Consider the following 13,187-nt stretch of genomic DNA (forward strand, 5'->3'; position numbering starts at 1 on the left):
TTTTCAAAGATCTGTTTCAGTTAGCCATACGGCTTCAAGCCATTGGTCGCTTCTATGATGGAGTATGACGTAGCGCTGGAGTTCGCATCGTTTACGGTTTCGGAGAACAGTCAGTTCTTTATGCCCTCCACGAATTTACGACGCGCGTACGTAAGGCAATGCGCAAGTTATGTCTTGCATTAGAAGCCACTTTGTAGTAGCCGACATAGCCATCCGTCATGATGGCGCCAGCTTAGCCGTTCAGCAGTGTTTCGGCTACCGAACTGGCTCGGCTGGCACTGATGCGTGGGGGTGTCTCAACGCCATGCCAATGGTTGCGAGCGGCGGCTTTGTTCTCCTCTCGCACGCGGTGTTTATTACCAAAACAATGATGTCTGTTAGCAGGTGCTCGCAAATGCCGGCGGGTGTAAACACCCGCCCTAAAGGGCGGGTTGCTCAATGTTCGTGCTACCAATCCGTTCGAACAGCTGCGGCCTGGGGAAAAAGCGCCACAAGAAAAACAACGCCAAGCCAAACGTTAGCCACTCAGCCATCGGGATGGCGACTATAAACGGCAGTGTTGGGAAGGCGTTGAACATCACCAACAACAGCACTGCGGGCAGTATTAGGCCGCGGCTCAGAGCGATGATCGCTGACGGTACTGGCAGGTGCAGTGCGGTGAGGTATGAGGTGACGATCATGGTCAGTCCGTTGACCAAGAACACCGGCCAGACCCAACTGACGAGTTCTATGGCTAGGGCGATAACGCTGGATTCGTCCTCATGCAGAAACACGGTGACCAGTTGTTCGGTAAAACCTACTAGTAGGCCGACAAAAATGGCCGCAATCAGCAGGGCATTGGTGGCGCTCACCAACAAAAACCGCCGAATACGTTGCAGTTGGCGGGCTCCGAAGTTCTGGCTGACGAACACGCCGCCCGCGTCACCAATGGAAAACACCATCATCATGCCGATCATCAGCAGGTAGTTCAGTACGGTAAACGCCGCAACGCCTTCTACGCCATAACGCAGCACAAACAGCCAGTTGAGTATCAATACAATGATTGAGCCGGAAATCTCATTCACGAATTCAGACAGGCCGTTAAAGGCAGACTGAAAGAGTTCGCGCCAGTTGGTTTGACGTAAACGAAAACGCAGGTGGCGATTGCGCAGTAAAAAGTAGCTACACAGCACCAGAAACGGGAGCGACTGAGAAATGCCGGTGGCCCAAGCCGCACCAGCAATACCCCAGCCAAAACGTGCGATGAACAGATAGTCCAAGCCGATGTTCACTGCTGAGCCAATGGTCAGCGCTAATGCTGCCAGGCCGGGGTAACCGTCGAGGCGGACGAAGAAATAAAGCGTGACGGTTAAGAGTTGCGCCCAGACAAACCCCATGGTGATGCGGTAGTAAATTTGCATCAAGGGCAGTACTTCGTCGGTGCCGCCTAGGGCACGCAATAAGGTGGTTTCAAACACTAAGCCCAGCGTGGTGACCACGACGGCCAGTGCAATTACGGCGATCAGGGTTTTTGAGAAGATGTTGCTGGCGGCGGTGTAGTTTTTTTCCCCAATGTACTTGCCTGCGCGCACGGAACCGCCCATGGCGAGCATGAAGGTCAGCCCGAACAGGATGCCGAAAAACGGAATGATGAGGTTGACCGCCGCCAATGCATGAGCACCGACGTAATTACCGATGAATAAGCCATCTACGATGTTGGCGGTCGACAAGGCCAGCAAGCCAAGCATCGACGGTATCCATAGGCGATAGAACGTCGGCAGTACGGAGCTGGTGAGGGAGTGATTGGTGCGGGTCATTTCGGTCATGATGTTAAACGTCGGCTCAAAAATCGGACAATAATTAGGGAGCGGACAATAGCACAGCGGGTGACCTTTGAACCGTGACAAAGGTAATGAAAAGACCGCTTTGAGCGGGCCGGACAGTGCAGTAGTGCGACGATGTGACCGCTGGATTGACCCACCTCAATAATCGGTGGACTGCTTCTCGTTATGCTCCGGCCTCATTTTTCGTTCATGGAGTGTGCCGAATGGCAGCGGAACCTATCGTATTGTTTGATAATGGGCAGCATAAGTGTCTGATGTTTGATTCGCTGGTGGTGGGCGAGGGCGTGCAGTCTAACCAGTTTTTGTTGATCGACGGACAACATGAAGCCTTGATTGATCCGGGTGGTGATCTGACCTACACGCCGCTGTCGTTGGCGGCATCGCGTTATATGAATGTGCAGGACATGGACTATATTTTTGCCTCGCACCAAGACCCAGACATCATCGGTTCGGTTGACCGCTGGGTGATGCACACCAACGCGAAAGTGGTGACGTCGCGCCTGTGGTCGCGGTTTTTGCCACATTTAGCGTCGGACTACAGCACGCGCATGGGCGGCAGTCTGTTCGACCGCATCATCGCCATTCCAGACCGTGGCGCGCGCGTGCCGTTCGGCAACAGCTACATCGCCTGCTTGCCTGCGCACTTTATGCATTCGGTGGGGAATCTGCAGTTTTTTGACCCGGTATCGCGCATCCTGTTTTCAGGTGACCTCGGTGCGTCCATGGGGGATGACGATGAGCATGGGCCGGTGAGGGATTTCCATGCACATAAGGCCGCAATGCTGGGTTTCCATCGGCGTTACATTGCGTCGCGTAAGGTGTGTCAGTTGTGGGCAAACATGGTGCGGAAAATGGACGTGGCGATGATTGTGCCGCAGCACGGCAAGCGTTTTGAGGGCACGGCGATGGTGAATCAGTTTCTGGATTGGGTGGAGTCGGTCGATTGTGGCATTGATTTGATGACGCAGGACGCCTACCGTATGCCAACGGATATGATTTGAGTGTGTGGGAACCGAAACGCGGGTGTAAACACCCGCCCTACATCCGGCCCCGTATACTCCTAAACTGAGAACCACATGATGAAAACATTTTATTCCGACGATCATCGTTTGCATCACGCCAACGCTGAACTGAACGACGGGCAGCTTGTGCCGGTTTTTGAAAAGCCTTCGCGTGCCGATATGGTGTTGGCGCGCGTGCGTTCGGTTGAACTTGGCCCGGTATTGCCGCCGGAAGCCGTGGGCGTTGAGCCGATCAAACGGGTGCACAGTGCTGATTACGTGGACTTCTTGCAGGGCGCATGGGCAGAGTGGTCGGCGTTGGGGCGCAGCAATGACATGCTGCCATTGGCCTGGCCGCCGCGTCGGGTGCAAGCGCGTTGCCCCAAAGACATCGACGGTAAGCTGGGTTTTTACAGTTTTGATGCTGGCGCACCGCTGACGGCCACCAGTTGGCAGGCGATCTACGCCGGTTCGCAAGTGGCGTTAACGGCACAGCGTGCGGTGGCGAGTGGAGAGCGAGCGGCCTTCGCATTGTGTCGCCCACCGGGGCATCACGCCGGCATCGATTACATGGGTGGCTATTGTTATCTCAATAATGCCGCTATTGCTGCGGAGGCGTTCCTGGACGGTGGCATGCGCAAAGTTGCGCTGTTGGACGTGGACTATCACCATGGCAACGGCACGCAAGACATCTTTTATCAGCGCCCAGATGTGCTTTTTCTGTCGATTCATGGCGACCCACAAACCGAATACCCGTGCTATACCGGGTATGCCGATGAGCGCGGTGAAGGGGCTGGCTTAGGCTATAATCATAACTACCCGTTACCGGTCGGCAGCGACTGGGCATCGTGGTCGCGGGCCTTGCAGGATGCGCTGCGCGTGGCTGCCGGATACGGCGCCGAGGCGCTGGTAGTGTCTCTGGGTGTGGATACCTTTGCTGACGACCCAATATCGCAATTCAAGTTGCGCAGCGACGACTATCTGACCATGGGTGAGATGATTGCGGAATTAGGCCTGCCGACGTTGTTTGTTATGGAAGGGGGGTATGCGGTGGAGGAGATTGGCATAAACGCCGTCAATGTTTTGCAAGGCTTCGAACGAGCGTCTTGAAAATAGTCATTAACGCCCCTACATAACCAAAAGCTAATAATCTTTTGGAGTTTCGTCATGGCGCAAATTAATGTGACCTGTGCGCATTGCGCACGCTTGAACCGAGTTCCGGCGGAGCGCATGAATCAATCGCCGGTGTGTGGGGCCTGTAAGCAACCCTTGCTGTCCGCTGCACCGGTGGTCGCGAAATCTGCAGACTGGCCGAAGTATCTGAAGCAGGACTTGCCGGTGGTGGTGGACTTTTGGGCCAGCTGGTGTGGGCCTTGTCAGGCTATGGCGCCAGTGTTCAGTCAGGCGGCACAGTTGTGGGAAGGTAAGGCTTTCTTCGTTAAAGCGGAAACTGATCAGGTGCAGGACGTTGCCGCACGCTATGGTATTCGTAGCATTCCGACGCTTCTGATTCTGCACCGTGGGGTCGAGGTGGCACGCGTTGCTGGCGCGATGCCCGCACCGCAGTTCAGTCAGTGGTTGCAGCAGAATTTGCCCAAGGTCAGTGCGGCGGTGTAATCGAAACGCGGGTGTAAACACCCGCCCTACAACTCCATCTCTCCAGGATAGTCTATGTCATCACCCATCGTTCAACTGCTCACCCCGCGGCCGGGGTATTTTCTGACGCCTGTCATCATCTACATCAATACGGCCATCTTCTTGCTGTTTGTGCTGCTGACGCGTGAGGTGATGTGGTTCCCGGCGCAGCCGTTGGCTATCTACGGTGGGAATTTCGCGCCCTTAACCACGGATGGGCAATGGTGGCGACTGGTGACTAGTGTGTTTATGCACGGTGGTTTACTGCATCTGGTATTTAACGCCCTAGTGCTGGCGAATGTAGGCTTGATGTTGGAGCCGTTACTGGGTAAGGCGCAACTGTTGTTGATTTATTTGGTAACGGGCATCGTGGCCAGCCTGACCAGTGTGGTGTTCAACTACGGCGCTGTGAGCGTGGGGGCATCCGGGGCGATTTTTGGCCTGTACGGTTTCTTTTTGGCGCTGTTGTTCAGTAACTTGTTTCGCTCAGAGGTGCGTCAGGCTTTCTTGCGCGGCACCTTGGTGTTTATCGGTATTAACCTGGTTCTGGGTTTCACCATGAGCATGATCGATAATGCGGCGCACATTGGTGGCTTGGTCAGCGGGGCGATTCTGGGGGTGATTTGGATACCCATCATTCGCCGCCAGATATTGCGGCATCAAGCTGACCAGTCTGGTGAGCGTTAACCCAACGTCACCAACACCAGCCCAGTGAACAATATAGCGACGCCCAACAGTCGAGGGCCACTGAGTGACTCCTTGAGCCAAATAGCACCCATGGCCACACCAAGCAGAATGCTGACCTGCCGGAAGGCGACCACATAACTGACATCGCGGGCGTAGGCCATGGCCCAAACCACCAATGCGTAGGTGAGCAGTATCAACAGGCCCGTGAGCATAGCCATGCCATGTTGGGTGCTGAGGCCGCGCCAGCCGTTTGGACGCCATCTTGGTACAGAAAAAAGTAGCAACGTCATCCAAAGCCACGCAGCCCACGCCTGCAACACCACATATACCAATGCTATCTCGGCGTCGTGCCATTGGTGGTTGGCAACCTGACGCATAAGCCGTGTTGCGTGGTCGTCGACCAATGAATAGCCTGCGGTGGCCGCCGCTGCCAGTAAGGCAAAGTAGGTGGCTGGGGTAGTGTAGTGACTCAATCGTACATCGCGAAAGTGGCGCATGGGCAGGAACAGGCAACCCCCTACGATCATAACAATGCCCACTACTGCTTGTTGGCTGACGCGTTCCATGGCGCCAAACAGCAAGCCACTCAACAGCAACAGCAGTAACGGTGATGAGCGAATCAACGGATAGAGCAGTGACAGTTCACCGCGTTGATAAGCCAGCGTAAGGCCGCAAAGATAAATTGCTTGAAAGGCGCCACTGAGCAGCAGTAACAGTGCCAGTTGCAGAGGCATCAATTGCAACAAGGGCCAGCCGTAGACGATGAGTGGCGAACATAGAATGGCTGACCAGCCTGTCGCGAGCCAGAAGCTACCGATCGTAGCGCCCCCTTTCTTGCCGGAAAAGTTCCATGCGGCATGGGCCAATGCCGACAAGAGAACGAGGGCCAGAGCGGGCAGTGTCAGGGCTTTTCTCCTTGCGTGAGGCGATGCTGAATGAGCGTCAAGGTGGCGGGTAAATCAGCAATGCTGTCGATCACGTAATGCGCGCCACTGGTTGCCAGCGTCTGGTAGGCTCGACGGCGCAGCACCCCTTGTTCTGCCCGACTTAATTGCTGCCAGTCATCGAGGTCGAGTCCAACGGCATTACCACTTGTGGCAACCGCCACCGTCCACATGCCAGCATTGAGCCCTTCTTCTATGCCTGTGCCAGTGTCGTCTACCTTCACGCAGGCTTGTAAGGTGCTGACCCCTAGTTCTAAGGCGTTCTGTAGACTCATGTGTGGCCATGGGCGTCCACGAGGTACTTCGGTGGCACACACCACAGAGCTAAAGTGCAGCCCTTGGGTGTGAATGCTGGGCAGCACCGCTTCGGCCATGGCGCGGCTGTAGCCGGTATTGGCCGCTAGGGCGATGTTGGCGGCCACACAATAGTCTTGTAGGGCGAGCGCGCCATTGATTAACTCTGTGCGGTCTTGAATGGTTTTCAGCTGCACAGGAACAAAGGTCTCATACAGGCGCGATATGTCCGTGTCGCTCGGCCAGTGCCCAAACCGTGCCTGCCACTGCTGGGCAATTTCAGGTAGGGCGAGCAGCTGTGCAATGTGTTCGCGTTTTTCTGTGCCCATTGGGCCACGTGCCTGTGTTTCGGACAGTTCGATATCCAGATCTGCAAATAACTTCTGAAAGGCCAAAATCGGGGCGCGTGAGCCAAAATCCACGCACGTGCCTGCGAGGTCCAGAATGACAGCCTCTAACGGGCCACTGTAGCGGCGGCTATATTGATACATCGTATGCTCTCCTCGTGGGTTAGGCTGATATCGGCGTGTTTTGAGTTACTTGGGTGATACCCATGGTGTCCAGCGCACTGGCGACGACCGTGAGAAGGCGGTCAATGTCGGCGTCGTGCAACTGCCCAATGTGGCCGATGCGGAAGGTCTCTTGGGTGGTCAGTTTCCCTGGATAAATCAAAAAACCTTGGGCTTTAATCAGTGCGTAAAACTGGCTAAAGGTAAAACGAGGGTCCGTTGGCGACAGAAAGGTGGTGATGATGGGTGACAACCACGCATCGCTCAGTAGCGTTGCAAACCCTTGTTGGCGCAGGCCCTCTACTAAACGGTCGCGATTGCGCGCGTAGCGGGCGTGGCGCGCCGGCACTCCACCCTCGGCCCGGTGTTGTTCCAGGGCGGTGTGGAAAGCCGCAACCACATGAGTGGGTGGGGTAAAACGCCACTGCCCGGTGCGCTGCATGTACTGCCACTGATCGTATAAATCCATTGCCAAAGAGTGACTTTGTCCCGCACTGGCCGACAGCAGTTGGCGCTCCACCAGCACAAAGCCAAACCCGGGAACACCTTCAAAACATTTGTTGGCGGAAGAAACTAAGGCCGCAAAGGGCAGTTTTTGCGCGTCGATAGGGACTGCCCCGAAAGCGCTCATGCTGTCGATGATCAAATGCTTTTGATATCGAGCAGCCAGAGCAGCAATCTCCTCTAGGGGGTTCAGCATGCCGCTGCTGGTTTCACAATGCACTACTGCGACCTGAGCGATGTCGGGGTGCGTGCGCAGACAATGTTCAATGTCGGCCGAGCTGGGCAGTTGAACCCCATCGCTCGGCAACACCACGGTTGGCCGTTGTAAGTACTGCAGTATGGTTTCCATGCGTTGGCCATAGGCGCCATTGCTGAGCACAAGGGTTTTACTGGTTGGCGCAATCAATGTCCCCAAAGTGGCCTCTACCGCAAAGGTGCCACTGCCTTGCATGGGCACACAAACATGGGTTTCAGTCGCGTTGGCACAGGCCAGCAAATAGGCGCCGATGTCAGCCGTAAGCTGGTTGAAGTCGACGTCCCACGAGCCCCAGTCTCGCAACATGGCGCGCTTGGTCTGCGCACTGGTGGTCAAAGGCCCTGGAGTCAATAAGAGTGGTTCGGTGTGCATGTGACTTTCTCTTCCTGATGTTGGATGGGGGCGTAGTACACCCCCAGTAGCGTGACGGCTGGTCAGTGGCGTTGTGACCAATGACTGGTTGTGCGGCGCAATACGGCGCTCAACAGGCTGTGTACAATTTTGGCTGCTCCACAGGTCAGCATAATGACAACGGCCATGGCTGCGGCCGGTGCTGTACCACCGGCCTCCTCTAAATGCATCACTACGACAGACGCTAAACGTGTATTGGGACCGTAGAGAAACACCACGGCGGATACGGTGGTCATGGCATTCACGAACAGGTACAGCGCGATATCTAATATGGTCGGCAGTGACATCGGCAGGGTGAGGCGGCCAAAGAGGTTCAAGCGGCTGGACTTCAACGAGTCGCCTACGGCTTCAAACTCTTGATCCAGTTGTTTGAGTGCCGTAATACCGGTGAGGTGGGCTACCGAATAAAAATGCACGATGGAACAGAGCACCAAAATGGTCATGCCGCCATAGAGCGCATTCAGCGGATTGTCTGGGTGATTGAAAAAGAAGATGTAAGCGATGCCGAGCACTAAACCCGGAACGGCCATGGGCAGCAGCGCAACGCATTGATATAAGCCAGCCAGCCACGCTGGCGGTTGAGTACGTTCAACCAGCCAGGCGTTGAAGAAGATGGCGGCAGTACCAAAGACCATGGCTAAGGAAGCCATTTTTAAGGAGTTGCGGTAAGGCTGCCAGCCATTGGCGTCAAAGCGTGTGAAATTGTAATTGTTAAAGGTGAGCGTGAGATTGTACGGCCAGTACGTCACCAGCGAAGCGTAAACCGCCATGCCGACAATGGTCAGAATGAAGACCGCACTGGGCGACAAGCAGAGTAAACCAAAAAGATTGCGTGGCACGCTGCGCGGTGGTTGAAACGGCACCGACCGAGCGGTGATGGCCGAGCGTTGTTGGCGGCGCACCCATAGGTCGGCGCCAAAGGCCAGTAAAGCAGGAAACAACAGAATAACACCCACTACGGCACCCATCTCAAAGCGCTGCTGGCCGATCACCTGACGGTAGATGTCGGTGGCCAAAACATTGAATTGGCCGCCGATCACCTTGGGCACACCAAAATCGGTAATGACCAGAGTAAAGACCACAAAGGTAGCACTCACCAAACCGTATCGAGCGGAAGGCACTGTAACCGTCCAAAAGGTACGCCACGCCGACGATTTCAGCGCGTTAGCTGCCTCGTACTGGCGTCCGTCAGCGTTCGACAGAGCGGTCAGTAGAATCATCATGGCGTGGGGTAGGGTCCAAAAAACTGAGCCCAGGATGATGCCGATGGGGCCGTAAATGCTTTGGTCACCCAACAAAAAGCGTAGCACGCCTTGATTACCGAACAGATAGATCAAACTGATCGCTGGCAATAACGACGGGGCAAGAATGGGCACCGTTAAAATTAACCGAAATACACCTTTGCCAGGGAGCCCCGTGCGCGTCAGTGCATAGGCGGCCATGAATGCCAGAACGATCACGATCACCGTGCTGGTTGCCGCGATAAACAGCGAATTCATCGCTGCTTGCGAGATGCCACCCGATGCCGCATAGGCGATAAAATTATCAAGACCGACGTATTCGCCTTGTCGGTTTTGCACGCTGCGGCTCAGCAAAGCGTAAAGCGGCCCCAGCAGGGCGACGGCGAGGCCAATGAAGCCCAGTCCTAGCAGGGCAGTAAGCGCCGTTTTCTCACGCCAAAGCACCCGTTTAACCGGGCTAAGCGCTGAGAACTGATCAGTTGGAGCGTTGGACAGAATAGACATCAATAACCTCGATTTATGCGGCAAAGCAATGCAGGTGATTCTGATGCAGGGTAACGCCCACTCGATCGCCCGGCTTCAAGGCCAATTGCAGGGCTGACTGTATGTCAATGTCCGCACGTAAGGGTTGGGTACTAGACGACAGCGCCACTGTGCAGCGCAGATAAGAGCCCATAAATTCGACGGCCGTGACCTGACCTTGCAGGGGGCTATTGTGATCCCGTGTTAGGGTCACATTCTCCGGGCGAATAGCCAAGGTAACACCGGATGGCTCTGTAGCCTCTGCCGACATGCTGGCTTTGAGATTCAAGTCGGGCCATTCGGCCGCGTTGTCTAAGAAGTTCATGCTGCCGATAAAATCGGCAACAAAGGGCGTCGCGGGTCGAGTGTATATATCCAGAGGAGTACCGACTTGCTCAATGACCCCTTCGTTCATCACCACGATGCGATCGGCCATCGCCAATGCTTCTTCCTGATCGTGGGTCACCATGATGGTGGTGACGCCCAAGCGTTGCTGCAAGCTACGTATTTCCTGGCGGAGATGAACGCGCACACGAGCATCCAGCGCCGACAGGGGTTCATCCAACAACAATAGGCCCGGTGAAGGTGCGAGGGCACGCGCCAGTGCGACACGTTGCTGTTGGCCACCTGATAATTGGGCTGGGTATTTGTTTTTATGTTCTTCCAGTCGGATCAAGGCGAGCAGTTCGGTTACGCGAGCTCGAATATCGGCTCGGCTGTGCTTTTGGCAGCGCAGGCCAAAGGCGATGTTGGCTGCTACCGTCATGTTGGGGAACAAGGCGTAAGACTGGAAAACAATGCCGAAGTCACGTTGCTGCACCGGCAGGCGACTGATGTCTTTACTGCCTTGAATCAAGGTGCCATTGTCTTGCTCTTCCAACCCGGCAATGATGCGCAGTAGCGTGGTTTTGCCACAGCCTGACGGCCCTAGAAAACAAACCAGCTCTCCAGGAGCGATGTCTAGGTTGATGTCACGTAATACGTGCGCTTGGCCGAAATGTTTATTGATACCCGTTAATTGCAATTGGCTGCCTTGTAACATTGCCCTTGCTCCATTCTAGGTTGAACGTAAAAAAGAGCTCGCGCTGACTGCAGCCGAGCTCCGTGCTGGCGATGGTCGTTAGCGTGCGTCGGACTTACCGTCGTAACGGCGTTCCCATTCACGCAGAATGCGTTCACGCTGAGTGGCTGCAAAGACAAAGTCATTGTCGATCAGCAGCTCTTCTGCATTCGCAGGGAAGTACTGGACGGGCTGAGCAACGCCGGGCATGGCAACGATGGCATAGCCTTCGTTGTACATTTCCATCGCCGCTCGACTGATCGACCAGTCAACCAGAGTTTGTGCGGCGTCCAGATTTTTGGTTCCCTTGACGATGGCCGTGGCCTCCATGTCCCAACCTGTACCTTCGGTGGGGAAAACCAACTCAATGGGCGCGCCACGCTGTTTTTCGCGTGCGCCACGGAAAGCAAACGAGATACCAATAGCGGTTTCACCCGTCGCTGCGTCAACGCAAGGGCGTGAGCCGGAATGGGTGTAATTCTTCATATTGGCGTGCAGGCCATCCATGTACTCCCAACCGCCTTCTTCACCAAAGATCTGCAGCCATGACGATACATCCAAATACCCGGTGCCCGAGGAGGCGGGGTTCGGCATGACAATGTGGCCGCGATACACTGGGTTGGTGAGATCCTGCCATGATGTTGGCTGAGGTAGATTGTGGCGTGCAGCTTCGATGGTATTGAAGCAAATGGCGGCCATCCAGGCGTCCATGCCTACCCAATGAGCTGGGTTGCTGTTGTCACGGAACGCGGGAGAGAGCTGTTCGATGTTGGCGGGTGAATAGGGGTGCAACATACCTTCTTCCTGCAGCAGCAGCATCAGGCTGGTGCCCGCCAAGCCCCAGATAACATCAGCGCGCGGGTTGTTCTTTTCGGCCAACAGACGGGCAGTAATGACGCCGGTCGAATCACGTACCCAGTTGATCTTGATGTCCGGGTGCGCTTCATTGAAGCGAGCCGCGTATTTTGCCAAGTCGTCAGACTCGATTGCGGTGTAAACCGTTAACTCGGCGGCAGAAGCCAGTAGCGAGGTTGAGGCGAGTGCTGCTACAGCCAGTTGAGAAAGTGAGCGTAGTGAAAGCATGTTCATCTCCTAATTGAGGTATAAGCAAATGGGTCAGTGGTCTCGACCGTCGGGCTCAATGTAGGCTTGCTGTGTGACGTCTCAGTGACGCTGGGGTCGAATATGGCTAAGAAATTCTTATGCCATCCGCAAAATTTAGTATTTGGTTTCGTTAAACAATTAGCCGCCACGGCGTTGCGCCTGCGCCGAGTGCAGTGCCAGTTCACGGCGCAACCAGTCGCAAAACGCGGTGACCTTGGGGCGCTGGTCGCCGTTACGCCACACCATATAGTGACCGCCTTGGGTTGGCAGGATGCCGCTGTGCGGTTGTACTAAGGTGCCTTCGGCAAGCGCGTCAGCAACCAAGAAGCTACGTGCCATCAGGACCAGATCACCACTCATTACTGCGCGAATTGCCAGTGTGGTGGTGTCGAACTCTAAATGACTGGGGTTGGGTAGGTGCTGAACCCCCTGCTTGTGAAACCATTGAGCCCAGCCTTCGCGGTAACCCATTACTGATGCCCTTGGCCAGTTGAGAAACTCTGTTGCATCGGTCACCGGACCGCGCTTTGACAACGTCTGCTGACTACAGATGACGAGCCAATGTTCTTGTGTGAGGCGCTCAACTTGGCGGTTCACCCAGTCGCCGTAGCCATTGCAGATTTCGATGTCAGCCTGTTCATCATTGGCGCAGGTGCTCCACGGAGAGGAATAGATGCGCACACGAAAGCGAGGGTAGTCGGCCAAAAAGCGTGGCAGCCGCGCAGCCAGAAAGTGTTCCGCAAACGAGTTGGAGACCCGGACCGACAGCAGGGTCTTGCCGCGCTCGCCAAACAATTCTTCTGTGCCAATGCGCAAGGTGTGAAACGATTGCGTTAAGACCGGTTGGTAGCTGCGCCCGGCCTCAGTCAGACGAACCCCTTTGGCTTCGCGGACGAAGAGTGCCGTTTTTAGGTGATGCTCCAACAGCTTCACCTGCTGACTCACGGCGGCTTGAGTAACGTTCAGTTCTTCGGCGGCCTGAGTAAAACTGCCTAAACGAGCAGAAGCTTCAAAAGCACGCAAAGAATTTAGGGGTGGGAGAGATACCATATTGTCCGAATTCGTTGTCGTCGAAGGTGCACTTTATGGCGTCAATGTGACCGAATTGTTTCGGTGGTGTTTTGACCATAGAAATTATTGGGCTAAACCTTAGCGCCAATGTCTGTGCTCAGGGCGCGAATCTATGCAGACTTCGG

Annotated in this window: 12 protein-coding genes; 4 read left to right on the top strand and 8 right to left on the bottom strand. The window is 55.2% G+C overall.

Annotated elements, in window-relative coordinates:
• Positions 1–419: 419 nt before the first annotated feature.
• Positions 420–1,805: an MATE family efflux transporter gene (locus NFC81_RS04940; protein ID WP_304996425.1), complete on the bottom strand. Its 1,386-nt coding sequence runs from the start codon at positions 1,803–1,805 to the stop codon at positions 420–422.
• 221 nt (positions 1,806–2,026) lie between these two features.
• On the opposite strand from NFC81_RS04940, the gene NFC81_RS04945 reads away from it, so the two are divergent.
• The 4 genes from NFC81_RS04945 to NFC81_RS04960 all read left to right on the top strand — a co-directional run bounded on the left by NFC81_RS04945 (position 2,027) and on the right by NFC81_RS04960 (position 5,146).
• Positions 2,027–2,824 carry an MBL fold metallo-hydrolase gene (locus tag NFC81_RS04945; protein ID WP_304996426.1) on the top strand — a complete coding sequence of 266 codons (798 nt, stop codon included), beginning with the start codon at positions 2,027–2,029 and terminating at the stop codon, positions 2,822–2,824.
• 75 nt (positions 2,825–2,899) lie between these two features.
• Entirely contained in the window at positions 2,900–3,934 is a 1,035-nt protein-coding gene (locus NFC81_RS04950; RefSeq protein WP_370529891.1) for a histone deacetylase family protein, read from the top strand.
• Between the two features lie 57 nt (positions 3,935–3,991).
• Positions 3,992–4,441 (top strand): thioredoxin TrxC, encoded by a 450-nt coding sequence (gene trxC / locus NFC81_RS04955; protein ID WP_304996427.1) that lies wholly within the window; start codon positions 3,992–3,994, stop codon positions 4,439–4,441.
• Between the two features lie 54 nt (positions 4,442–4,495).
• Positions 4,496–5,146, top strand: a complete 651-nt coding sequence (locus NFC81_RS04960) for a rhomboid family intramembrane serine protease (RefSeq protein ID WP_304996428.1) — start codon at positions 4,496–4,498, stop codon at positions 5,144–5,146.
• On the opposite strand, the gene NFC81_RS04965 is transcribed toward NFC81_RS04960, so the two are convergent.
• The 7 genes from NFC81_RS04965 to NFC81_RS04995 form a co-directional block, all read right to left on the bottom strand.
• Entirely contained in the window at positions 5,143–6,021 is an 879-nt protein-coding gene (locus NFC81_RS04965; protein WP_304996429.1) for a multidrug DMT transporter permease, read from the bottom strand. The two genes, NFC81_RS04960 and NFC81_RS04965, sit on opposite strands and share 4 nt — an antisense overlap.
• 26 nt (positions 6,022–6,047) lie before the next feature.
• Complete coding sequence (phnX, locus tag NFC81_RS04970) at positions 6,048–6,875, bottom strand: phosphonoacetaldehyde hydrolase (protein WP_304996430.1); 828 nt, start codon at positions 6,873–6,875, stop codon at positions 6,048–6,050.
• Positions 6,876–6,894: 19 nt separating this feature from the next.
• Positions 6,895–8,025: a 2-aminoethylphosphonate--pyruvate transaminase gene (locus NFC81_RS04975; protein ID WP_304996431.1), complete on the bottom strand. Its 1,131-nt coding sequence runs from the start codon at positions 8,023–8,025 to the stop codon at positions 6,895–6,897.
• 62 nt (positions 8,026–8,087) lie between these two features.
• Positions 8,088–9,809, bottom strand: coding sequence for a putative 2-aminoethylphosphonate ABC transporter permease subunit (locus NFC81_RS04980; RefSeq protein WP_304996432.1), 1,722 nt, complete (start codon positions 9,807–9,809; stop codon positions 8,088–8,090).
• A gap of 13 nt (positions 9,810–9,822) precedes the next feature.
• A complete protein-coding gene (locus tag NFC81_RS04985; RefSeq protein ID WP_304996433.1) occupies positions 9,823–10,869 on the bottom strand; it encodes a putative 2-aminoethylphosphonate ABC transporter ATP-binding protein in 1,047 nt (348 codons plus the stop codon).
• Between the two features lie 78 nt (positions 10,870–10,947).
• Positions 10,948–11,970: a putative 2-aminoethylphosphonate ABC transporter substrate-binding protein gene (locus NFC81_RS04990; protein ID WP_370529892.1), complete on the bottom strand. Its 1,023-nt coding sequence runs from the start codon at positions 11,968–11,970 to the stop codon at positions 10,948–10,950.
• Between the two features lie 159 nt (positions 11,971–12,129).
• Entirely contained in the window at positions 12,130–13,041 is a 912-nt protein-coding gene (locus tag NFC81_RS04995) for a LysR substrate-binding domain-containing protein (RefSeq protein WP_304996435.1), read from the bottom strand.
• Positions 13,042–13,187 lie beyond the last annotated feature (146 nt).

This window comes from Salinispirillum sp. LH 10-3-1, assembly GCF_030643825.1.
GTDB lineage: Bacteria > Pseudomonadota > Gammaproteobacteria > Pseudomonadales > Natronospirillaceae > Salinispirillum.

What these genes read in the sequence shown, in the direction of transcription:
- NFC81_RS04975 (WP_304996431.1), bottom strand. Translation starts at nt 8,025, where the DNA reads ATGCACACCGAACCACTCTTATTGACTCCAGGGCCTTTGACCACCAGT.
- NFC81_RS04985 (WP_304996433.1), bottom strand. Translation starts at nt 10,869, where the DNA reads ATGTTACAAGGCAGCCAATTGCAATTAACGGGTATCAATAAACATTTC.
- NFC81_RS04940 (WP_304996425.1), bottom strand. Translation starts at nt 1,805, where the DNA reads ATGACCGAAATGACCCGCACCAATCACTCCCTCACCAGCTCCGTACTG.
- phnX (WP_304996430.1), bottom strand. Translation starts at nt 6,875, where the DNA reads ATGTATCAATATAGCCGCCGCTACAGTGGCCCGTTAGAGGCTGTCATT.
- NFC81_RS04945 (WP_304996426.1), top strand. Translation starts at nt 2,027, where the DNA reads ATGGCAGCGGAACCTATCGTATTGTTTGATAATGGGCAGCATAAGTGT.
- trxC (WP_304996427.1), top strand. Translation starts at nt 3,992, where the DNA reads ATGGCGCAAATTAATGTGACCTGTGCGCATTGCGCACGCTTGAACCGA.
- NFC81_RS04980 (WP_304996432.1), bottom strand. Translation starts at nt 9,809, where the DNA reads ATGTCTATTCTGTCCAACGCTCCAACTGATCAGTTCTCAGCGCTTAGC.
- NFC81_RS04950 (WP_370529891.1), top strand. Translation starts at nt 2,900, where the DNA reads ATGATGAAAACATTTTATTCCGACGATCATCGTTTGCATCACGCCAAC.
- NFC81_RS04995 (WP_304996435.1), bottom strand. Translation starts at nt 13,041, where the DNA reads ATGGTATCTCTCCCACCCCTAAATTCTTTGCGTGCTTTTGAAGCTTCT.
- NFC81_RS04990 (WP_370529892.1), bottom strand. Translation starts at nt 11,970, where the DNA reads ATGCTTTCACTACGCTCACTTTCTCAACTGGCTGTAGCAGCACTCGCC.
- NFC81_RS04960 (WP_304996428.1), top strand. Translation starts at nt 4,496, where the DNA reads ATGTCATCACCCATCGTTCAACTGCTCACCCCGCGGCCGGGGTATTTT.